Genomic DNA, 22,861 nt, shown 5'->3' on the forward strand with positions numbered 1-22,861 from the left:
GCCACGCGTTATACTCCGCGCCATTTTGCCAATGGCCGGAGTACGCTATGCGCCAGGTTTTGCTCATCGTCGATGTACAGTCCACCTTCAGCCCGCCCGAGTGGCTGGTCGATGGTTTGCGGCGGTTGTCAGCGAATATCCCCACCATTGCCTCGGTCGAGTTGCATGACGAACAGGTCACACCGTTCGAGCGACAACTCGGCTGGCACCCGGCTGCCGAGGACGAGAGCCTGGTCGAAGCCGACCAGGTATTTATCAAGCATGGCTACGGGCAGAGCGCCGAAGCTATCGAGTACATTCGCCAGCTTGGTGTGGAGCGGGTGCTGGTATGCGGGCTGCAGACCGAAACCTGTGTGCTGGCCGCCGGGTTTGCCCTGTTTGATGCGGGGCTGACACCGACCCTGGTGACAGACATGACCGTAGGCTCCTCGCTGGACCGCTCGGGCAAGCTGGGCATCGAGTTGTGGCAGCACCACTTCCGCCAGGTCACTACCTCGCTAGAGGTGCTGGCCGAACTGGCCGGAACAGCCTGACGCATGTAATCACTTTGCCATCAGTTGGCGCCAATGAGTATCATTGTCGATTGTTGTCCGCTGATCGAGAAGGATCTCCATGCTGAAAAAGCCCTACCTGGCAGCTGTGCTGCTGCCTGTCGCAATGCTCTGGGGTGGCTTTGCCCACGCCTTTACCGATGGCACCGACCGGTCCGTCACCCTGGAAAAGAACGTGCAGACGTTCGTGGTGCAGAAAGACGGCAGTTTCCGCCTGGACGTCGACAGCGTCATGCTGATCAACGAAGAGCGCGCCATCAAGACCAATGCCGAGCAACCGTTGAGCTACAACCGTTCACTTGAAACCCTGCAGGTGCTGGAGGCGTACACGCAAAAGCCGGATGGCCGCAAGGTGCAGGTGGATGCCACGCACATCAAGGAGCAGCAGGAGCGGGCTTCTGCGCAGGCGCCGATGTTCCAGGACTCGGTCAACAAGGTGGTGATCTTCCCCGAGGTGGCGGTAGGCGACCGGCTGATGCTGCGTTACCAGCGTAATCGCGCTACACCGCTTTTCCCCGGGCATTTCGAAGACATCACTGTGCCGCAGTTTCACCCGCTCGGGCAGTTCTCGCTGACCTACGACCTGCCTCAGGACATGCCGCTGCAGGCCGATGCTCGCGGCTTCAAGGCGTTTCCACCCGCCACCGGGCAAGGGCGCACGGTATATCGTTGGGACTACGTGCCGGCGGAGCGTTCGCGGATCGAGACCGGGGCGGTGTCGTACCTGGACTACGGCCACTACCTGGCAGTTTCGACCTTTTCCGGCTTCAAGGACTTCGCCCAGGCCTACCAGGCCAGGGCCAAGGTCGAAGTCACGCCACAGATCAGCGAGTTGGCGAAGCGCCTGACGGCCGGTTTGCCCACCGCGCGGGAAAAAGCCCTGACCCTCAGTGACTGGGTGCGCGAGAATATCCGCTATGTGGCGGTGTATGTGGGTGCTGGCGGGGTAGTGCCGCATGCCGCGCAAACCGTGCTGGACAACCGCTACGGTGACTGCAAGGACCATGTCGCATTGCTGGAAGCGCTGTTGAGCGCGGCAGGCATCAACAGCACGCCGGCCCTGGTGAACCAGGGCAATGCCTATGTGTTCCCCAAAGTGCCGACCTTGGGTGTACTGAACCATGTGATCACTTATGTACCGAGCCTGGATTTGTATCTGGACTCCACGGACCCGTCGATTGCTGCCGGTTACCTGCCGTTGACCGTGCTGAACAAGCGGGTGCTGCTGACTGCCACCGGCGAGTTTGGCAAGACGCCGGCCATGCAGTTGAACCAGGTATCCAGTGACTTGCTGTTCAAGGTCAAGGCCGATGGCGCGGCAGATTTCACCAACGTTTCGACGGTGAAGGGTTGGGCCAGCGAGGTTAGCCGCTTTGGCTTGAAACTGATGAAGCCGGCAGACCGCGAACTGTTGGTCGAGAGGGTGCTGGCCGCGTACGGGCAGCGTGGCAGTGGTTCGTTCAAGATCGAGCCGCCCACTGCCAACGGCGACTTTGTCAGCAATGTGGAAGGGCGCACGGAAAACCTGGTCAACCTGCCAGGGCCGGTTGGTGTGGCGACCCTGACCAGCCTGGCGGGCGGTATTTCGCAGAATGTGTACAGCTTCACCTTGGAAAAGGAGCGCAGCCAGAGCTTCGTGTGCATTGGCAACGACACTGAAGAGACCTCGCGCTTCGAGTTCCCGGCCCAGGTCAATGTGCTGGCACTGCCGAAACCTGTGGAGTTGCATGACGGCAATGTCGACTACAGCGCACGCTACACCCAGGATGGCAATGCGGTGGTGGTGGAGCGCCGTTTCAAGTTCAGCCGGCCAGATGTGGTGTGTACGCCTGAGGATTTCACAGCGATGAAGCCGGCGCTGGAGGCGATGATCCGCGACCTGCAGAGCCAGATTATCGTGCAGGCGGGCTAGCCCTCATACCAGTCAGTCAAGCAAATTGGGGCCGCTTTGCGCCCCTTCGCGGGCTTGCCCGCTCCCACAGGGGTAACGCGATTCTGCACCGAGCGCGCAACCTGTGGGAGCGGGCAAGCCCGCGAAGGGGCGCAAAGCGGCCCCAGCAATTTGCGCACCAACGCTCAAACCCTGGGCCTGCCTTGCAGCCCTGTCAGAAATCCCAGCGGGTCGTAACCATCAGGTTACGCGGCTCGCCGTAGTACGTGGTATCGAAGTTGCCCAGCCCGGTCAGGTAAACCTTGTCGAACACATTGTTGGCATTGACCGTGAAGCTCAGGTGCTCGTTGTACTGGTAGCGGGCCATCAGGTCCACCAGGGTGTAGCCGCCTTGCTTGATGCGGGTGTAGTCATTGGCGACCGGGCTGTAGATGTTGCCGTAGAAGCCACTTTGCCACCTCAGCCCGCCGCCCACGGTCACCGCGTCGAATGCGCCAGGCAGGCGGTAGGTGTTGAACAGCCGCACCACATGCTCAGGTTCGGTGGTCGCCAGCGGGAAGCCGAAAATCCGCTGGTCGTCGGCGTCGCGGGTACGGGCGTAGGTGTAGCCGGCGGTGACGTTCCCGCCGGGTGCCAGCTCGCCGGCCAGCTCCAGCTCGACGCCCTTGGTGGTGGCACCGTCGATGGCCTTGTAGATACCTTCGTTGGTCACCGGGTTGGTGCCGATGTTGGAGGCGACGTTGTCTTGCTCGATGCGGAAGAACGCCAGGGTACCGTTCAGGCGGCCATCGAACCAGGCGGCTTTGAAGCCTGCTTCATAACCATCGCCCTCAACCGGAGCCAGGGTTGCGCCGTTGATGTCCTTGTACACTTGCGGCTGGTAGATCGAGGTGTAGCTGGCGTACACCGAGTAGGTGTCGTCCAGGTCATAGACCACGCCCGCATAGGGGGTGACTACGCCGTGCTCCTTGTAGCTGGCGTGGGTGTCACTCAGCGACGACGTTGGGTAATAGTCTTCATCATCGTTGTACTTGAAGGTGCTGACGCGGGTACCGAGAATGACCGAAAGCTTGTCGGTCGGCCTCAGGCGGGTGGCCACGTAGGCGCCGTTCTGGCTTTGCGTGGTGGTGTAGTCGCCGTTTTTCGGGAAGTGCTGCTCCGGTAACTTGCCGTTCCAGTCGAAGATGGAACCGGGCACCATCTCGAACGCACTGCCGTCGTAGGTGTCGCCGGTCTGCTTCGAATGCGAAGTCATGAAGCCTGATGCCGAAGGTGAGCAGGGTGTCGGGCGTCAGGTCGGCTTCGACAATGCCGTAGTAAACGTCCTTCTTCTGCTTGTAGTGGTCCAGGTACGACTTGCGGTCCTGATAGGCGCCCACCAGGCGGCCACGCACGCTGCCGCTGTCGTTGAGCGAACCCGAAATATCCCCTTCGGTACGGTAGTTGTCCCAGGACCCTGCGCTGGCGGTGATCGACGCCTTGAAGTCGCGAGTGGGCTTCTTGCGCACCAGGTTGACCGTGGCCGATGGGTCGCCAGAGCCGGTCATCAGGCCGGTCGCACCTTTGATCACTTCGATGCGGTCGTAGGCGGCCATGTCGACATGGGTCACGCCCTCATCGTAGACACCGTCATAGATGGTGTTGATGCCATCGTACTGGTAGTTGGTAATGGCAAAGCCGCGTGCGGAATACTCCATGCGTTCGCTGTCGTATGCCTGCACCGAAACCCCGGGCGTGTTGCGCAGGACGTCGCCGATGTCTTGCGAACCGTGGTCGTCGATCACCTGGCGAGTGATGATGCTGACCGACTGAGGCGTTTCACGCAGGGTCAGTGGCAGCTTGGTTGCCGTGGTAGACCCCCCGGTGGTGTAAGAGCCGGTACCCTCGGTGACATAGCCCAGCCCTAATGCATCGACGCGGCTGGGGGCCAGCTCCACCGCATTATCGTTGCTGGTGTTCACCAGCAGCGAGTAGCGCCCGTCACTTTCCTGTATGGCCGGCAGCCCGCTGCCGCGCAGCAGGATCTGCAAGGCCTGTTCGACGTCATGGCGCCCGTCGAGTGCCGGCGAGCGTTTACCGCGTGTCAATTGGGTGTCGAACGACAGCACGATGCCGGACTCTGCGGCGAACTGCGTCAGCATTTCGCCCAGGTCGCCCTGCGGCAAGTGGTAATCATGGGCTTGGCTGGCGCAGGCAGCGCCAGGCCCACCGAGCAGGGCAGCCAGCATCAGGCAAGTGCGCAGGCCTGGCGCAGTGAACGGCCTGGGTTTGAAGCGGCGGGTCATCTTTGCGTTTCTCTTGTAGGTAAGCGTTGGGTTACCTATGAGTCGGATAAGCCGCAGCAAAGTGATCAGGCGTTCGGAACTTTTTTACGCAGCAGTGATGGTTATCCAGAAACGGGTTCTGGACTGCACCTGCACCGGCAGGGATGTGCTGAGGGCCCGGAGGATCTGGTCGGTGTCATCGAGCCTGTAGGTGCCGCTGATGCGTAACCCTGCCACCGAAGGAGCGCAGCGCAACCAGCCTGGCCGGTAGCGTGAAAGGTTGTTGACGAAGGCGTCGAGGCGCTGGTCATTGGCAATCAGCAAGCCACGGCCCCAGGCGTCGGCTGCATGCGCGACAGCTTCCACCGGGGAGAAACCCTGGTCGTCGAACTGGCAGCGCTGGCCGCTGTTCACCTGCAAGCGTTGGCCCGAAGCCAGCGTCACCATTGCCTGCCGGCCAAAGACCTCAAGGCTGCTGCTGTCATCGAACAGCCGTACGGCGAAGCGGCTTTCGCCGGCCTTGCAGCCATTTGCTCTGGGCCCGGTATAGCTGGCTGACTTGAGAGGTGAATGCTGCGTCCGGGGTGCTCATCCATGCCGCCTGAAAATGCTTGCAAATGTTAATGGTTCGCATTTTATGCAGAGTATTTCAGGGTTTGCAATCAGTGCGCATGTGCCGGCAGGTGCGCTCAAGCGGAGGTAGCGCGCTCGGCAGTACCTGGCCCGTGTGCCTGGTTGCGCTTGCTCCTGCGGGTAAACAGAAGATGCAGCAGGGTATTCCAGCAGTAGGCCACCAGCACCCCGCCGGCCAGCGCCAGGGCTACCTCGAACAGTGGGTGATGGAATACATGGTCTGCCAGCGACTGGAACTGGAAGTGCGTCAGGTAGATATACAAGGTTGCCGATGCGATCACCGCACCTGCCCGCGCGACCAGCGCGGGGACTGGCACCGAACGGACCCAGATAAGGGCCAGCATCGCCGGCAGGGCGATATCGACATAGTGCGAGAACGCCTCCCAACCAACACCCGCAATTGCCATGAGGTCCAGCTCGCCGACCACCAGCACGGCCACCGCGCTGGCCACCCATTTGCGTGCCGTGGTGTCGGCATGGTGCACGGCCATGCCCAGCACCATCACTGCCAGGAAGTGCTGCGGTACCCGGTTGAACAGCGCACTGGCGTCGAACACCAAGCGGCTGAGCAGCACATCGAGCGCCACCAGCGCACAGGCTGCGATGATCAGGCAGCGGAACGGGTCGGCGAGGACGACCTGGCGCACGCGGCGGATCGACAGCACCAGGCCGATGATCAGGATCATCTGCACCAGCACTTCGATGTACCAGTAATTGAACACGCTGACCTCGCTGGCCGGGAACCAGTTGGACACCAGCAGCAGCGATTGCCAGTGCAAGCGGTCGAATACCAGCTGGATCAGTGCGGTGTACAACAGCGTCGGCACCACGATGGCCGCCAGTGACCTGAACAATGTGCGGGCATCGCCACGCTCTTCAATGGCCTTGAGCTGGAAGCGCGCCAGGCTGATACCGGAGACCAGGAACAGCACGGACGTTTCGCCCACGATCAGCCAGTGGTCGAACTCGCTCAGGTGGCCGACCACGATCAGGATGATGGCGAGCATGCGCACGAACACCGGCATTTCCATCACCCGCCACGCGCCCTTGGGCGCTGTGTTCAGCTCGGCCAGTTGGCACACGGGCAGGGTTTCCCACCGCTCTGGCAGGTGGCCGATCAGCTCTTCGAGCACCCGCGAGGCCTGCACGAACGACAGCGAGTCGCCGCCCAGTTCGACAAAGCTCAGCCTGGCGTCCAGGCGTGGCACCTGAAGGATCCGTGCCCAGGCTGTGCTCAGCTTTTCGGCCAGTGGCGACAAGGGCAGGTTGCTGTTGTCATCAAATGGCGCCGGCAGGGCGCGTTTATCGATCTTGCCGTTGGGGGTGAGCGGCAGGGCTTCGAGGAATACGAACAGCGCCGGCACCATGTAGTCAGGCAGTTGCCCGGCAAGCGTCTGGCGCAGGTCATCGGCAGTGGTCGGCTGCTGCCCGACGCAATAGGCAACCAGCCGTATCGACGCGCTGTCGTGGTTGGCCATGACCACGCATTGGCCGATGTGCGGATGCCGAGTGATGGCGTTCTCGATTTCTGCCAGCTCGATGCGATGGCCACGGATTTTCACCTGGCTGTCACCGCGCCCCAGAAAACTGGCGCTGCCATCGGCCAGGTAGGTGCCCAGGTCACCGGTGCGGTAGCAGCGGTCACTTGGGTTGCCGGTGAACGGGTTGGCGACGAACCTGGCCTCGGTCAGTGCCGGGTCGCCCCAGTAACCCTGGGACAAGTAGGGGCTGCGGATCAGGATTTCACCGGTTTCACCCTCGCTGACCAGCTGGTTTGCCGGGTTGACCACCAGCAACTGTGCATTGGCGATGCCTTTGCCCAACGGTACCCGGGCGGTGTCGGCATCCGGGTCAAGGGTATGGAAGGCCATGGCTTGCGGCGTTTCGGTGGTGCCGTAGAAATTCACATTGGCGGCATTGGGCGCAATGGCGCGTATCCGCTGGTAAAGCGTCGGGCTGAGCGCATCGCCGCCCCAGAACAGGTAGCGCAGCTGATCGAGTACCTGGCCATTCATGTGCGCGCCGGTTTCGATCAGCTTGCCCAGCGGCGGGGTGAGGTGGATCACGCTGACGCGGTGCTGCTCAAGCCAGCTGGCCAGCTGTGACGGGTCGGTCAGGATGGACTGGGCAGGGCAGGCGATGGATGCGCCAATTGACAGTGGCGTGAACACGTCGCGGTAGACCGGGTCGTGGCCCAGGCCGGACAGCAGGGAGAAGGTGTCAGCCTGGGTGAAGCCGTGCTGGCGCACGTGCCAGTCGATGAAATGCACCAGTGGCGCGTGGTGGGTGACAATGCCCTTGGGTTCGCCCGTGCTGCCTGAGGTGAAGGTAATGTAGGCCGGCTGTTCGGGGTTGACGGCGGGCAGCGCGACGGGCTTGCAGGCAAAGGCTTGCAGTGCTTCGGCGGGGGCTTCGGGCACGGTTACCACAAGGGGGCCGTGCGCGCCGACAGTGGCCTCGCCACAACGCAGGATCACGGCCGGTTTCAATGCGCTTACGATTTGCCCGATGCGTGCAGGCGGGTAGGCCGCGTCAGCCACGGTAAAGGCCAGGCCGGCGCGCAGGCAGCCGAGCATGGCGTAGACCAGGCCTGCGCAGCGGCTGGCGATGATGACGACGCGATCGGTGCTGCTGGCAGCGTTCTCCACCAGATACCCGGCAATGCCTTGGCTGATCTGCGCCAGTTGGGCGTAGTTGCAGGTGGTGTGTTGGGCCGTGATGGCGATGGCATCCGGGCAGCGGCTGGCCTGGTTCAGGAACGCGTGGTGAATTGGCTGCTCGGCACGGTATTCCAGGCGCAGCGTCGGGTTCGGGCGCAGGTCCGGCATGATGGGTGAAGGCTCCGCATGAACGTTGGGGCTGGCTGGTAGCACAACGCTAGTGCAGGGCGGCCGATGGCGCCAATCAGAGTGGCTGCTGCGCGATGGCCGGGCGCGTCGGCTTTGCCCGGTGTTCGCGGCTGAAGCCGCACACAGGTACAGGGTTCACCGAAGCCAACACACTTCCTGTGGGAGCGGGCGTGCCCGCGAAACAGGCAACTCAGTGTATGGCACCGGCTTTGCCGGTGTTCGCGGGCGCGCCCGCTCCCACAGAGATTGTGCGAGCGTGAAGATTTTGAATAAGACAGTTTCTCCCACATCGATTGCATTGACCTCAAGTCATGCGCAATACCTGTGGGAGCCTGGCTTGCCAGCGATGAGGCCTGAATTGGCAACACAAGACATTTGCTCCCACAGGAGAGCACCTACGGATGGCGACAATGAAATGGCTCAGGCCACATCCACCAGCACGATCTCGCTGTCTTCAATAGCGGTCACCCGCAGCACCTCTTCCTGCTCGATCGCCACGCCATCGCGCGCCTTGGCCTGCAACCCGTTGACTTCCACCAGCCCCTTGGCCGGCACCAGGTAACCCCGGCGAGCGGCATCGAAGCGGTACTCGGCGGTTTCACCCGCACGCAAAGTGGCTGCCACCAGGCGGGCATCGGTGCGGATCTGCAGGCTGCCTTCATCGCCCACGCGGCCGCTGGCCAGGGTCACGAAGCCTTCGCCACGTTCGCCTTTAGGGAACGGCCGGCTACCCCACTGCGGTGCTTCACCGGTGCGCTCCGGCACGATCCAGATCTGGAAAATACGCGTATCGACGTCTTCCAGGTTGTACTCGCTGTGCACGATGCCGGTACCGGCGCTCATCACCTGCACGTCACCGGCTTCGGTGCGGCCTTTGTTGCCCAGGCTGTCCTGGTGGCTGATCGCACCTTCGCGCACATAAGTGATGATTTCCATGTCGCGGTGCGGGTGTGGCGGGAAGCCGCTGCCCGCCGCGATCAGGTCGTCGTTCCATACCCGCAGGTTGCCCCAGTGCATGCGCGCCGGGTCGTAGTACTCGGCAAACGAGAAGTGGTGATGGGCGTCGAGCCAGCCGTGGTTGGCGTGGCCGAGGCTTTCGAACGGTCGCAGTTGCAGCATGGTCGTGCTCCTTGAATCAGTGGAATGACGCCATGATGCGCTAAAGAAAGATCGAAGATAAGCGTGAATATCGGCTTAAAACAATCAATTAAATTGATTATTTGTGACTATGTGCCGGTCGCTCTTTATCGCCTAATCCACTGATCTGTAAGCATTCGCTGGCGATTTTTTGCCGATGCGGCGAACATGGCTGCTGATTTTGTTTTTCAACGGAGTGACCGTGGCCCACGAGCAACCCCAGGCCCCCGCCGACCTTACCCCGCCCGCCCAACTGCCCTGGTTTCGCCGCTTGGCTGCCCGCCTGCTGGGGCGTGGCCTGACCCGCCTGCAAGCCCAGCACCGCGACTCCTGGGTGGAAGGCTACGCGGCAGGCCGTCAGGTGCTGGTGATCCGTGATGCCCGCCCCGACAGCGCTGGCGTGCCGGGCCAGGACGACAACTTGTTCGACGATTGGCGCCTGCCGTTGACGGCCGAGCTGAAAAAGCGCTTCAAGGCCGATGTTGCCCAGCGCCTGCCTGCCGAGGCCCAGCCCAGTGCCGCGCAATGGAAGCTGATTTTCAGCGACACGCCGTCCACCTGTGTTGTGGCCGGTGCCGGTGCGGGCAAGTCCACGTCGCTGGTGCTGCGCATCTTGCTGCTGCGCCATTACCTGGGCTACGAGCTGGACGCGATGACCGTGGTCACCTTCACCCGTGAGTCGCGCAAGGACTTCATCAAACGCCTGCTGCAGGTGTTTGCCCTGTGGCAGATCAACCTGCAACCGGTGCAGGCCCGCGAGCTGGTACGTACTTTCCATTCGCGCATCCTGCCGCTGGTGCGCAGCCTGCCGGGCTTCGACCAGGTGCGCGCATTCGAGACGCTGGGCAACGAGATGCCTGCCGGGCGTGAGGCCGACGCCGACAGCAACCCGTTCGACCTGCGCCTTAACGATGCCCAGCGCCAGCAACTGAACCAGTGCTACAGCAGCTTGCTGGGTGGCAGCCCACGCTTTGCCGAGCTGGTCGGCCTGCTGCGCAGCGAAGCCTTGCAACTGAAACCACTGGACCCGAACAACCCCGACGTGCAGAAGCGCGCCCAGGTGACCCAGCTGGCCGCCCAGCGCGACGAAGAACTGTGCGATGTGATCGAGGACCTGTGGTTTGCTGCGGGCGCCTGGCCGATCAAGGGCATCGAACCTTGCCGCGAAACGGTCGATGTTCGTGGCAGCCGTTTCCATGTGCATGGCCGCCTGGCGGGGCAGGGGCCTTTGGTCGTGCTGGGCTTTGACCCGGCGCAAAGCGCGCAATATCAGCGCCCTGGCGCCAAGCTGGCGGTGCGTGCCGAGTGGGCGGTCAAGCGCACCTTGTTGCAGGCCTTCTGCGACCGGCCGCTGATCTGGCTCGACAACTACGCCATGGCCCGGCGCCTGGCGGCCTCGCTGGCCGGCGATGCCGTGGCTGGGCCGGGGTTCGAGTACAAGGTCAAGGGTGAGCTTGCCCCGGCGCCACTGCTGGATGCCTTTGTCGGTGCGGCCAACTTCATCGAGAACCTCGGCCTGGACGTGAACAATGCGGTGGCAGCGATGAGCTTCCCGTCCGGAGACAGCGATGCCTTGTTCTTCGAGGCCCTGGCCTTGTACTGGAAGGCCCTGGAAGCGCACCTGCTGGACCAGTCGCCCCCGGTGATGAGCTACAACCGTATGTTCGCCCTGTTTGGCGAGAACAACCCGGAAAACCTGCAACTGCTGCCCGACCCGCTGCTGCGGCCGCTGGCGCACCTGATGATCGACGAGTTCCAGGACGTGTCGCCGCAGATCGTCAGCTGGCTGCGCGCCAGCCTGGCCGAAATCCGCCGGCGTGGGCCGGCCATGCATACCGGGCGCCACGCCCAGCACTCGTCGTTGCTGTGCGTGGGTGACGACTGGCAGTCGATCTACGGCTGGCGGGGCAGTTCGCCCAAGTATTTCATGGAGTTCACCAAGGCCTTCCCGTCACCGGCCAACACCCGGGTGCTGCTGGTCGACAACTACCGCTGCCAGCAACAGGTGATCGACGCCGCCGAGCACCTGGTCAAGGGCACTCCGGCAATTGCCGGCAAGAAGGCCCGGGCCAGTGGCCCCGCCGCGGAGCTGCCGGGTTCGCCAGTGAAGGTATTCGACCGCGACGAAGGCGCCTTGGGTGAAACGTTGATCGAGCACTATCAGCGGGGCGAGACGGTGATGATGCTGTACCGCAAGGGCAGCGACAGGGCGTTGATGAACGAGCACCTGCAAAGCGTGCTGCATGCCGAAGCGGCATTGCCTGCCGAACAGCGTCGGCTGCGTCAGCTGACCTACCACAGTGCCAAGGGTTTGCAGGCCGACGCGGTGTTCATGCTGGGCGATTGCCAGTACCTGACCAGCTCTCCGTACAAGAACCAGGTGTATCGCCAGGCCGGGCTGGGCAAGGCCGGTGATGCCCAGGCGTTCGATACGGCGCAGAAGGAAGAAGTACAGCGTCTGGCCTACGTCGCGGTCACCCGTGCAGTGCAGCATTGCTACTGGCATGTGGAGGCCGCCAATGGTGATGCGGCGGTGGCCCCGCGGGCGTCGAGCCAGGTGGATGGCCGGCAGGCCTTCTTCGAAGACCTGCGCGGGCAGTGACGGCGGCCTAGCCGCCGATGGTCTGCGCCTGGCGAGTGAGGCTGGTCAGCAGGCCGGTTTCAACCTGTTGCTGCTCGGCAGTCAGCACGTCCACCCCCTGGCGGTACTGCTGCTCGTTGATCGAGACGCGACGCAGCATTCCTTGAGCATTCAGTGGGCTTTCAGGCAGGACGTCGGCCAGCGCTCGCCGAACAGAGCTGTCCAGGGAGGTGACTGGGTCGGCACTTTCATCCAGGCAGTAGTACAGGTAGTCCAGGCCTGGTCGCCAGAAGTCGGTGATCAGGCTGAACTGCGCTGCATGCTCACGTTTCAGATACCCAACCCAACCCGGCTGCTGGTTCAACCATTGTTCCCGAGCGCTGGCATCGGTATCGAGCGCCAGGACCGCAGCTTTCACCCGGTCGATGATGGTCTGGTTGATCCTGGCCGTGGCGCGGTACAGCATGTCTTGGCTTGGCTCGGGATAGTCCAGTGCTTTCGCCAACGACTGGCGCAAGGCCAGGCGTACTTCCACATCGTCCACCAGCCCCGTTTCCAGGTCGATGTCCGGAAAGGCGGAGGGGTCGTCGAGCTCATCGTGTGGCGGGAGGTCTTCATCGATGACACCCTCGAGCAGCGCCCGTTTACGCAAGGACCTTCTCAAGCTGATGCGGTCGGCCAGTTGATTGACCTGATCGCGTCGATACAGCTTGCGATACAGGTTCAGCAGCTCCGTCGGTCGGCTACCGGCATAACCTGCCGCTTGGTGGGCCAGCACTTCTATTTCCAGGGCGCTGAAGGCGTCTGCTCCCGAGTCCCCGCAGGTTGGGGGGAAGTCGCTGGCCACAGTGGCCAGGCGTTCACGCAGTTCGGCGTCCTGGGCAACTTCTCCCAGCAAGTCCCATACCCGTTCGCTCAGGGTTTCGGCATCGTACTGCGCTTCTGCCGAGTCGGCGAGACGCTCTAGTGTCCCTAGCAGCGCCGCGTTTTCACCCTGGTCGAACAAGTCACTCCACAGTTGATCTTCGGCATCGCTTGCCTGGTCGCGGAAAATGCCTTGCCACTGCGGCACTTCTTCTGCGTGCTCGAATACGTTTACGCCACTACTGCCCAGGCGTGCTCGGGTCTGGGCTTCCAGGGTGTTGTAGTTGAACAGCCAGTGGCGCTCAGGCAGGCGCGCGGCGACGTCACGGGCAAAGGGGGTACGAAGCACCCCTGGCAGGTCTGGCAGCGTGCGAATGCGGTTGGAGGAGAGGTTGAGATAGCGCAGCTGGTACTGGGGCTGGCTCATGAGGGTGGTCAAGCTGTCGGGCCATTGCTGCAGTTCGCAACGCTCGAGGTCCAGGTGTCTGAGGCGGGCCATGAAGCGCAGGTCGGGCGGCAGCTGCAATGGGTTGCCATGCATGCGCAATATCACGGGGTGAATCATGTCCTGAAAACGGGCTGCGAGGTTTTCGTCGAGGGTGATCTGATTGTTGCCCAGGTCCAGGCCATCCAGTGGCAAGCGCGCAAGGAAGCTCAAGCTGGCGTCATCAAGTTGCAGGCGGTTACGGCTGAGGCCGAGTATTCTCAGGCCGGGCATTGCTTCGATGGCTTGTTGGGCAGTGGCTGTAAGGGCAGTCAAGCCATTGCTTGTCAGGCCCAGCGTGCGTAGCCGTGGCGCAGCCTTGAGCGCCTCGAACAGTGTTTCGGCGTCCATGTCGGGGTTGCCGATGATTTCCAGTGTTTCCAGGTTGGGGAAGTTTGACAGCAAGCCACTGTCCAGGCGCCGCAGCTGCAACCCGTCAAGCGTGAGTTGCCGGATATGCGGCATGCGAGCAGTGAACGTTGGCAGCGCTTCCAGTTGCATGCGGTCCAGCACCAGTGCCTCGCGTTGCGCGCCACCTTCACGCCGGGAAGCACTCATAAGCCGCTCGGCGCATTGCTGGCGATCAAAGCGCGCTTCCAGGGAAGCCGAGGCATTGACCCAACGGTTGAGGTCACGACTGAGGGCGCGCTGTTCTGCTTCCAGCCGACTGATGGCCAGACCCAGGTCGCCCCCTTGGGCAAGCTCGGTTTGCCGCGCGCTGATGTGCTGGCTATTGAGTTCAGGGTAGAGCGCCCTGAGCCGGCGCGCAGCTGGCAAGGCTCGCGCTGGCACGCCCCGGCCACTCAGGGGGTAGCCAGGCTGGCCGTTGGCCAGCCGCAATGGGGAGCGGAACCACGGCTTGATGGGCTGTTGACCGAGCAGTGAAGCGCAATGCTGGCGATCGGCAAGGGCATGTTGCAGCAACTGGGCCGAGTTTGCCTGTGGGTGCTCGTCTTGCAGGGCCAGTTTCAGGCGTCGACTGTCGTCGTTAGCCAGGCTGGGCCTGAAAATGCCGAGGATGGCGCGGTCTAGCCGCGCACGGGCTTGCAGACGGCGGGCTTCCTCGGCAATACGCAGGGGCACTCGCCCGGTTACCAGGCGCTCCTTTTCGGCGTTGCTGATGTTGGCCAGTAATGCTTCAAGCGCACTGTCCGGCAGACCTGGGAACTGCCGGGCGAGGAGTTGGGCGGCGGGGGGAAGGACGGGGCGGCGGCTTTGTTGCAGGCTGCTGTACAAAGCACCGCGATGTTCTTCCAGGTGTGCCGCGAGCGTGTTGTTCAAGGCAGAAGATCGCTGCTCGGGCGGCGTGTCACCCAGCAGTTGTTGCACGGCCTCTTCATCCATTTGCGCCAACACGGTCTGGCTCAGTTGGCCATTGTCCAGGTCGGCGCGGGTGACTTCGATTTCTACCTGACCAATCGAATGAGGAGGACCGTAGCGCACAGACTCGCCCCAGGGTTCCGGCCCTTTGTAAACCTTGAGTACAGTCCCCTCAGGCCATCCCGGCAGGCGCAGCAATTCAGGTAAGGCAAAGTTCTTGTACGCTGCCAGCGGTAGCCCATGGCGTACGCGGGTGATGATCTGGTGTGCCTCGTTGTCCAGTTGCAGGCGTTGCAACGCGTCAACCAAGAGGGCAGGTGGGCGTGAGCCTGTTGCCTGGGTGCGGCGCAACACGTCTTCATCAGTACCGGTACTGTGCATGGCGGTGTCCAGCTCGGTATCGTCCAGACCAGCGCTATAGTCGCCGAGGCGGCGCGTGAGTTGTTCGCGATCCCATTCCAGAGGCTGTTCATGGGCCAGCTGCCAGCGGGCGTTGCCATGATGCAGCAAGCGTGGAGCATAGGCCTGCGCATCATCGGGATGGCGCACGCGCCATTGTGACTCAGCGTCCTGAAATACTTCGTATAGCGTCCCATCCAGCTTCAGGTAGGTCTTCCCGTCGACGTGCACATGGCCGAGCGAATCGGGTTGCGTACTTTCCGGGATAGCCGCTGTGCTTGCATAGGGTTTCATGTCGGGGTGCCAGAGCACTTGCTTATCCTCATGCCACACACTCGTCAGTGCATCGACGAAGCCCGATGCCTGAACGATCTTGGCACCCACTGCAAAACCGGCAATCACCGCCGCATTGATGGCCAATGATTCCACTTGCGCCAGCGCTTGCTGGTTATCACCTTCTTCCCAGGCCTCGAACCCGGTGAACACAGAACTCATCAGGTCGTAGGCGAAAACACCAAGCATGACCGTGTTCAGCCCGGGCACGAAGAACGCCGCCACGTTGAGCACATTCATGCCGATGTCGAGCCAGTGCTTCAGGCGCTCGTTGCGGGCCTTGGCGTCTACGTCGGCAGTGGGGACAGCAATGGTTTTCGCGTCGGCCTTCATGCGCGCAAGGTGCGCGTTGTACAAGGTGGCCCAAAGATCGGTGCGGATCGGCGAGGTGGTGAAAGGGATTACAGGCGTGTGTCGGAGTTTGCGTGTGCCTGCATCGTCCTTGTCGAACAGCGCATTCTCCAGTTTGTCGGCCAGTTCCTTTTGCCTGGCGCTGTAGGCGAAATGGACCAGGGCGCGACGGAATGTGCTTTGCAGCAAGCGGCTACGCAGGTGCTTGCCTGCCTCCTGGCGTGAGGCAAATTCCCTCACCGGGTGCTCGTTGTCTTCAGGTATGTACACAATGCACGGGTTTATCTGGCCAGGCTCGTCGGGCCCGATGAACAGAACTTCGTGGATGGGAATACCGAACAGGCTGAAGTTCCAGCAGTGCAACGGCTGTTTATCGTAGGTGGGGTGGGGCTTGGCATCGCATAACTGACTGAGCGCACTGCCCCCGCGGCCGCTCAGCAGGCCTTTAAGTGTTGCAATCAGTGCCTGCACCCTCAAGGCTTCACGGCTTGCGCGTATTGACAGGCGCTGGACTTCAGCGCGGTTGACCCCCTCGTGGGTTGCCAGCAGGTGGTCTTGATAGCGCTGGCCAAGGTCCAGTGCCCGACAATGCTTGACGAAGTTCGCCATCGTCAGGCCTGGCAAGGGCGTTTCGCTGCCTGCTGCAAGGGTGAGCCTGCTGTAGGGGCCTACTTCATCCAGGCCCTCGAAGTTGTGCAAGGCCGCCGCCAGCAAACTGCGCGCCTGCGGCTCGCCCACGGGGCGGGTGGCCAGCACATCCACCTTGTGCTCAGGGAACACAGGCACTTCCAGGTCGGGAACACCGGTCCAGATATCGGCATCGGCTTCGAAGGGCTGGAAGACATACTGCGCCTTGTTGACGGGCACATCCACCTTCAACTGCTCGGTCAGCAGAGAGGTGCTGAAGGTGATGATGTCCTGGAAGCCCGCAAGTGCTGTCTTGAGTTGCGCCAGGCATTTGTTTCGCACCTTGATGGCGCTGCGCAACTGCTCGCGCGCGTGCGCATCGGCAGTGGCGTACCACGTGTAAGGGGTGCCATCTTCAGCCAGGTAGTCCCTGCGCAGGCTTTGCAGCACTTTTTGCGTGTGTGCAGGGTGAAGCGCCTTGCTCCATTCTGGCAATGCGCGGGTTATCTGGCTTTGATGCAGCGGGGTGGGGGTTGTCATGGTCATTACCTCTTGCATGGAGGGGATAGTCCACGCTCATCAAGGCGCCCGGGTGCGGTAGATAGTTGTCGGTAACGGTCGGTCTTGCGCATGCACGGGTCGGTGAGGGGCCAACAGCGAGGGGAGATCTGCGAGAGGCTGAGGCAGGCCATGGCGCAGGCTTCAGCCAGGGAGAATTGCAATGCGTTCGCTGTGCAGTCCGAAAGATCACCTGCTTGACCTTGATGGTATTGAAATAGCGGTCCGCACCTGGGGCGCCGAAGACGGTATTCCTGTATTGGCCTTGCATGGCTGGCTGGACAACGCGGCATCGTTCGAACGCCTGGCACCGATGCTGGACGGCTGCTTCGTGGTGGCGCCCGACCTGGTTGGCCATGGCCGTTCGGATCACCGCCGCCACGACAGTGGCTACTACCTGTGGGAGCATGCCGAAGACATGCTGGCGGTGACCGACAGCCTGGGCCTGTCGCAATTCCACGTGCTGGCCCACGGCATGGGCACCGGGGTGGCATCGCTGCTGGCGGCCATGACCAGCGGCATTGCCAGCATGACCTTCCTCGATGGCATGGGCGCACCGTTCACGGTGACCGAAGATGACCGCGTGCAGCACCTGGCGCGAGCATACCGGCTCAAACGCATGGTGCAGCGCAGCCAGCTACCGGGTTTTGCCGAGCCGGATGTCGGCCGCTTCGACGACCTGGACACCGCCCTGGCGCAACGCCGCGAACGCCTGGCCACCGAGCTGTCGGAAGGTGCCGCACGGCTGTTGGCGTTGCGCGACCTGCTGCAAGTGGGCGATGGCTACTGCTGGCGTCACGACCCGCGGCTGGTGTTGCCCGAACCGATGCCGTTGACCGAGCGCGAGGCCTGTGAACTGCTTGGCCAGATCCGCTGCCCGCTGTACCTGCTGTTCGGGCGCCAGGGGGCGTTTACCGGCGAGGCCTTTACCCGGCGTGAGGCCGCCTTGCCCGACCAGGCGAAGATTTCCTGGCACCCGGGCGGGCACCACTTCCACCTGGATGCGCCAGACCGGGCGCTGGTCGATCAACTGCTGCGTATCCTGACGCGTCATGAAGGGGGTGTACTGCAACGCCTGGTAAACGAGTAGCTGATTCTGGTCACGCCAAGCGGACCTGGGCTATGGTGGCGAACCTACTCGCACACACGGCACAAGGAGCCCGCCATGCGACCGTTCGCCATCAAGCACATAGATCACCTTGTCCTGAGGGTCAGTGACCTGCCGCGCAGCGTTGCCTTTTACACTGAATTGCTTGGCTGCACGGTCAGCCGCGTGCGCGACGACCTGGGGATGGTTCACCTTGCCACCGGCACGGCGATGATCGACCTGGTGACCCTGGATGGCCCGCTAGGTAAGCCCGGCGGGGCAGCACCGGGGGCGGAAGGGCGCAACCTGCACCATTTCTGCCTGCGTATCGAACCGTTCGATGAAGCCGCACTCACAGCCTACCTGGCAGCTGCCGGCGTCAAGGTGGAACCCGCCGAGAAGCGTTATGGTGCTGAAGGCGAAGGGTTGTCCCTGTACTGCTATGACCCGGATGGCAACCAGGTCGAGTTGAAGGGGCCGATTGCGGAGGTTGTATGAGCGACCTGCAAACCCGCGAGCATTGGATCGACACCGCGCAAGGCAAGCTGTTCGCCCAGGAGTGGGGGCCGCTGCGGGCGGAAGGGGCGCCTATTGTGCTGCTGCATGATTCACTGGGGTGTGTGGCCTTGTGGCGCGACTTTCCGGCGCAGTTGGCCCATGCCACCGGGCACCGGGTAATCGCCTATGACCGCCTGGGCTTTGGCCGATCCGACGCACATCCAGGCACGTTGCGCCTGGGTTTTGTCGAGGATGAAGCGCGGCAGGGGTTCACGGCGTTATGCAGGTATTTTGGCATTACCGATTTCTACGTCTTCGGCCACAGCGTTGGCGGTGGCATGGCCGTAGCCTGCGCGGCGGCCTTTGCCAGCCAATGCAGGGGGCTGGTCATCGAGTCGGCGCAGGCGTTTGTCGAAGCGCGCACCCTCGAAGGCATTCGTGCGGCCGACCAGCAGTTTGCCGAGCCTGGGCAACTGCAACGGCTGGAGCGCTACCACGGCAACAAGGCCGAATGGGTGCTGCGCGCCTGGGTCGACAACTGGCTGGCCGAGGCGTTTGCCGGGTGGAACCTGGATGCCGTACTGCCACAGGTCCGCTGCCCTTTGTTGAGCCTGCATGGCGATAACGACGAGTTCGGCTCGCCTGCGCACCCCGAGCGGTTGGTGGCGCTGGCCGGCGGGCCGGCGACCATGCGGCTGTTGCACGGGTGTGGGCATGTGCCGCATCGCGAGCAGGCTGAGCAGGTACTGGCCGAGGTCTCGCAGTTCTTGCAGTGACCTCAGGGATACACATGATCCCTGTGGGAGCGGCTTCAGCCGCGAACACCGGCAAAGCCGGTGCCATGCAACGCATGCCTGCGCTCTACAAATGCCGCTTCAGGCCCTACATGCGCAGTTCGTTCAAGCGCCAATGCGGCCCTTGCACGAACACTGTCGGCTCCTCACTACCTGGAGCCACCCATGCGCGCCCTTTACGCCCCACTATTCTTCTTCGGTTTCATTGCCACGGCACTGTCATTGGCAGCCCACCCGCTGTGGCTGCTGCCGCTGCTGGCCAGTGCCGTGTTGCTGTCATTCACCTGCGAACGGCTCATGCCCTACAAGGCCGCCTGGAACCAGGCACAAGGCGATAGCCGCCGCGACGTTTGCCATGCACTGGTCAACGAATGCCTGACCCTGTGCAGCGTGGCAACCATCCCGCTGCTTGCCCACTGCCTTGCGGAAACAGGCCTTTGGCCCAACCAATGGCCGCTGGCCTTGCAGTTGCTGCTAGCCATCGTAATGGCTGACCTGGGCATTACCCTGGTGCATTACGCCAGCCACCGCAGCCCGCTCTTGTGGCGGCTGCATGCGGTACATCACAGCGTAACCCGCCTGTACGGCTTCAATGGTTTGATGAAGCACCCTGCACACCAGTTGCTCGAAACCCTGGGCGGCACCTTGCCGTTGCTGCTGCTCGGCTTGCCCGTCGAGGTGGCATCGCTGCTGGCGTTCAGTGTGTCTATCCAGTTGTTGCTGCAACACAGCAACGTGGACATGCGCATTGGCCGCTTGCGCCATGTGTTCGCCTGGGCGCCGGTGCATCGCCTGCATCACCTGAAGTACGGCAGCACCGGCGACGTCAACTTCGCGCTGTTCTTTCCGCTCTGGGACCGGCTGCTTGGCACGCTACTGTACCTGCCAGGCTATGCGCTGGCGGACGACGACATGGGTATCGGTGATCAGCCGGATTATCCGCAGACGTACCTGGCACAATTGCGTGAACCGTGGATAAGCGCAGGTGCTCATCCTCCTGCGGTATTGCCGACGGCGCTACGCCGGGCCTTGGCCGAGCGTTCGTAGGCGCAAGTGCCGCAAGGCAGTACCGGGATTCAGGCCGAACTGCTGGCGTACGCTGCGGGTGAAATGCGCGGAGTCGGAAAACCCCGCCGCCAAGGCTGCTTCGGTCAGGCTGGCGCCGGCCAGCGCCCTTTGCAGTGCCACGCGCAAGCGCTGCCACAGCACCAGCCGGCGCACTGACAGTTTCAGTGAACCGCTGAACAGGCGTTCCAGCTGGCTGATCGACAGCGCTGCCGTGCTGGCCAGCGCCTGGGCCGGCAAGGCCTGTTCGTCGAGTGCGCGGATGCGCGCCAGCGCTTTCTCCAGGCGCGGGTCCAGCGGGCGGCGCGGCAAGCACCCAAGGCGCTCTACCAGTTGCTCCGGGCCGTTGCCGGCTTGCGCGCAGGCCAGGGCAAGGTCTGCCAGGTCGAACGCCAGCGGTTCGGCAAACACGGTAAGGCAAGGTACACCGTGGCTGAGGATGGCATGCGGTTGCCGTGATGCGATCCGCACCAGCGGGCCGCTGCATACCTGCTCGCCCAGGCGCACTTCGACATCTGCACCAAGGCCGACAAGCACCTGATGCGCGTAGTGTACGTGGCTGTCGGTCCTGCCGAGCGTAGACCGCAGCAGGCAGTGATCGTCAGCCAACCAGATATCGCCCTGCCAGCCCGGTGTTGCCGTGTCGCTCATGCCGCCTCCCTGTGTATGGCCAGACGGGTGGATATCCCGCCAAACCCGATTATGCTTCAGTTACCTTGCTGCGATCCGAGGCGGCCTGCCTCGTCGTGCTTCGCGCAACCAAAGCAAGCCCTAGGGCCTGGGTGCGACGGTGAAATGGGTGTGAGGTGCTCCGGCCTGCATGACCACATGACGGAGGCAACCCATGGCGGTTCTCGACAGCGCATCCACGGGCAGTAGCGCGCCCCAACGCGGTATCACCCGGGAGGAGCGCAAGGTCATCTTTGCCTCGTCCCTGGGGACGGTTTTCGAATGGTACGACTTCTACCTGTACGGGTCCCTGGCGGCGATCATCGCCAAGCACTTCTTTGCCGGGGTCAATGAAACCACTTCGTTTATCTTCGCCTTGCTGGCTTTCGCCGCCGGTTTTGCCGTGCGGCCATTCGGCGCCATCGTGTTTGGCCGCCTGGGCGACATGATCGGGCGCAAGCATACCTTCCTCATCACCATTGTCATCATGGGCCTGTCGACGGCAGTGGTGGGCCTGCTACCCGGTTACGCTTCGATCGGCGTGGCCGCGCCGATCATTCTGATCACCCTGCGCTTGCTGCAGGGGCTGGCCCTGGGTGGCGAATACGGTGGTGCGGCCACCTACGTGGCCGAACATGCGCCCAAAGGCCGGCGCGGCTTTTTCACCGCGTGGATCCAGACCACGGCTACCCTGGGGCTGTTCCTGTCACTGCTGGTGATCATGGCCTGCCGCACGGCCATGGGCACCGAGGTATTCGAGGCCTGGGGCTGGCGGGTGCCGTTCCTGCTATCGATCCTGCTGCTGGCCATTTCGGTGTACATCCGCATGCAGCTCAACGAGTCACCGGTGTTCATGAAGATGAAGGCCGAAGGCAAGGCATCCAAGGCGCCCCTGACCGAGTCGTTCGCCCGCTGGGACAACCTCAAGGTGGTGATCATGTCCTTGCTGGGCGGCACCGCCGGCCAGGCCGTGGTGTGGTACACCGGGCAGTTCTATGCGCTGTTCTTCCTGCTGCAGATGCTCAAGATCGAGCCGCAGACCGCCAACCTGCTGATCGCCGGCTCGCTGTTGATCGGCACGCCGTTCTTCATCTTCTTCGGTAGCTTGTCCGACCGTATTGGCCGTAAGAAGATCATCATGGCCGGCTGCATCATTGCCGCATTGACCTATTTCCCGATCTTCAAGGCGCTGACCGAGTACGGCAACCCGGACGTGTTCGTTGCCCAGGAGCAGAACCCGGTCGTCGTGCTGGCGGACCCTGGCCAGTGCGCGTTCCAGTTCGACCCGGTGGGCAAGGCCAAATTCACCAGTTCCTGCGACATCGCCAAGAGCCTGCTGGCCAAGCGCGCCATCCCCTATACCAACGAAGCGGCCGAACCTGGCAGTGTGGCGCAGATTCGTATAGGTGAACGGGTATTGCCAAGCTTTGACGGCAGCAGCATGGCCGCAGCGGACTTCAAGGTGCAGAGCGAGGCGTTTACCGCCACCTTGAGTGGTGCGTTGAAAGAAGCCGGCTACCCGGAAAAGGCCGACCCGGCGAAGATCCACTACCCGATGGTGCTGTTGCTGCTGACCATCCTGGTGATCTACGTAACCATGGTCTACGGCCCGATCGCTGCCTGGCTGGTTGAGCTGTTCCCGGCGCGTATCCGTTATACCTCGATGTCGCTGCCTTACCACATCGGCAACGGCTGGTTCGGTGGCTTCCTGCCGACCGTGGCGTTCGCCATGGTGGCGGCGACCGGGGATATCTATTACGGCTTGTGGTACCCGATCGTGATTGCGGTGATGACGGCGGTGTTGGGGATTTTCTTCCTGCCGGAGACCAAGGACCGGGATATCAACCACACCTGAAGCGTGAGGTGCCTGTGCGGGCCTCTTCGCGGGCAAGCCCGCTCCCACAGG

General features: G+C 62.7%; 13 protein-coding genes and 1 pseudogene. 8 read left to right on the plus strand and 6 right to left on the minus strand.

What is annotated here, in order from left to right:
* Positions 1 to 47: 47 nt before the first annotated feature.
* Complete coding sequence (locus ACIQUI_RS08025; RefSeq protein WP_403196869.1) at positions 48 to 533, plus strand: isochorismatase family cysteine hydrolase; 486 nt, start codon at positions 48 to 50, stop codon at positions 531 to 533.
* 79 nt (positions 534 to 612) lie between these two features.
* Entirely contained in the window at positions 613 to 2,463 is a 1,851-nt protein-coding gene (locus tag ACIQUI_RS08030) for a DUF3857 domain-containing transglutaminase family protein (RefSeq protein WP_403196872.1), read from the plus strand.
* A 193-nt stretch (positions 2,464 to 2,656) separates the two neighbouring features.
* Here ACIQUI_RS08030 and ACIQUI_RS08035 read toward each other — a convergent pair.
* The 4 genes and pseudogenes from ACIQUI_RS08035 to ACIQUI_RS08050 all read right to left on the minus strand — a co-directional run bounded on the left by ACIQUI_RS08035 (position 2,657) and on the right by ACIQUI_RS08050 (position 9,307).
* Positions 2,657 to 4,727: pseudogene (locus ACIQUI_RS08035) on the minus strand (TonB-dependent siderophore receptor).
* Between the two features lie 84 nt (positions 4,728 to 4,811).
* A complete protein-coding gene (locus ACIQUI_RS08040) occupies positions 4,812 to 5,150 on the minus strand; it encodes a hypothetical protein (protein ID WP_403196874.1) in 339 nt (112 codons plus the stop codon).
* A 245-nt stretch (positions 5,151 to 5,395) separates the two neighbouring features.
* Complete coding sequence (locus ACIQUI_RS08045) at positions 5,396 to 8,167, minus strand: amino acid adenylation domain-containing protein (protein WP_403196877.1); 2,772 nt, start codon at positions 8,165 to 8,167, stop codon at positions 5,396 to 5,398.
* 441 nt (positions 8,168 to 8,608) lie between these two features.
* A complete protein-coding gene (locus tag ACIQUI_RS08050; RefSeq protein ID WP_403196880.1) occupies positions 8,609 to 9,307 on the minus strand; it encodes a pirin family protein in 699 nt (232 codons plus the stop codon).
* A gap of 175 nt (positions 9,308 to 9,482) precedes the next feature.
* On the opposite strand from ACIQUI_RS08050, the gene ACIQUI_RS08055 reads away from it, so the two are divergent.
* Positions 9,483 to 11,927, plus strand: coding sequence for a UvrD-helicase domain-containing protein (locus tag ACIQUI_RS08055; RefSeq protein ID WP_403196883.1), 2,445 nt, complete (start codon positions 9,483 to 9,485; stop codon positions 11,925 to 11,927).
* Between the two features lie 7 nt (positions 11,928 to 11,934).
* Here ACIQUI_RS08055 and ACIQUI_RS08060 read toward each other — a convergent pair whose 3' ends face one another.
* Complete coding sequence (locus tag ACIQUI_RS08060; protein WP_403196886.1) at positions 11,935 to 16,824, minus strand: NEL-type E3 ubiquitin ligase domain-containing protein; 4,890 nt, start codon at positions 16,822 to 16,824, stop codon at positions 11,935 to 11,937.
* 181 nt (positions 16,825 to 17,005) lie between these two features.
* Between ACIQUI_RS08060 and ACIQUI_RS08065 the strand changes: the two genes are divergently transcribed.
* The 4 genes from ACIQUI_RS08065 to ACIQUI_RS08080 all read left to right on the plus strand — a co-directional run bounded on the left by ACIQUI_RS08065 (position 17,006) and on the right by ACIQUI_RS08080 (position 20,268).
* Positions 17,006 to 17,932 carry an alpha/beta fold hydrolase gene (locus ACIQUI_RS08065; protein WP_403196889.1) on the plus strand — a complete coding sequence of 309 codons (927 nt, stop codon included), beginning with the start codon at positions 17,006 to 17,008 and terminating at the stop codon, positions 17,930 to 17,932.
* A 75-nt stretch (positions 17,933 to 18,007) separates the two neighbouring features.
* Entirely contained in the window at positions 18,008 to 18,427 is a 420-nt protein-coding gene (locus ACIQUI_RS08070; RefSeq protein WP_403196892.1) for a VOC family protein, read from the plus strand.
* On the plus strand, positions 18,424 to 19,203 hold the full coding sequence (locus ACIQUI_RS08075) for an alpha/beta fold hydrolase (RefSeq protein ID WP_403196893.1): 780 nt from the start codon (positions 18,424 to 18,426) through the stop codon (positions 19,201 to 19,203). Before ACIQUI_RS08070 ends, ACIQUI_RS08075 begins: the two co-directional genes overlap by 4 nt.
* A gap of 183 nt (positions 19,204 to 19,386) precedes the next feature.
* On the plus strand, positions 19,387 to 20,268 hold the full coding sequence (locus ACIQUI_RS08080) for a sterol desaturase family protein (RefSeq protein WP_403196896.1): 882 nt from the start codon (positions 19,387 to 19,389) through the stop codon (positions 20,266 to 20,268).
* Here the strand turns inward: ACIQUI_RS08080 and ACIQUI_RS08085 are convergent.
* Entirely contained in the window at positions 20,239 to 20,937 is a 699-nt protein-coding gene (locus tag ACIQUI_RS08085) for a helix-turn-helix domain-containing protein (RefSeq protein WP_403196899.1), read from the minus strand. The genes ACIQUI_RS08080 and ACIQUI_RS08085 overlap by 30 nt on opposite strands.
* A gap of 193 nt (positions 20,938 to 21,130) precedes the next feature.
* Between ACIQUI_RS08085 and ACIQUI_RS08090 the strand changes: the two genes are divergently transcribed.
* Positions 21,131 to 22,810: an MFS transporter gene (locus tag ACIQUI_RS08090; RefSeq protein ID WP_403196901.1), complete on the plus strand. Its 1,680-nt coding sequence runs from the start codon at positions 21,131 to 21,133 to the stop codon at positions 22,808 to 22,810.
* Positions 22,811 to 22,861 lie beyond the last annotated feature (51 nt).

It is taken from the genome of Pseudomonas sp. NPDC090592, assembly GCF_044769185.1.
Lineage (GTDB): Bacteria > Pseudomonadota > Gammaproteobacteria > Pseudomonadales > Pseudomonadaceae > Aquipseudomonas.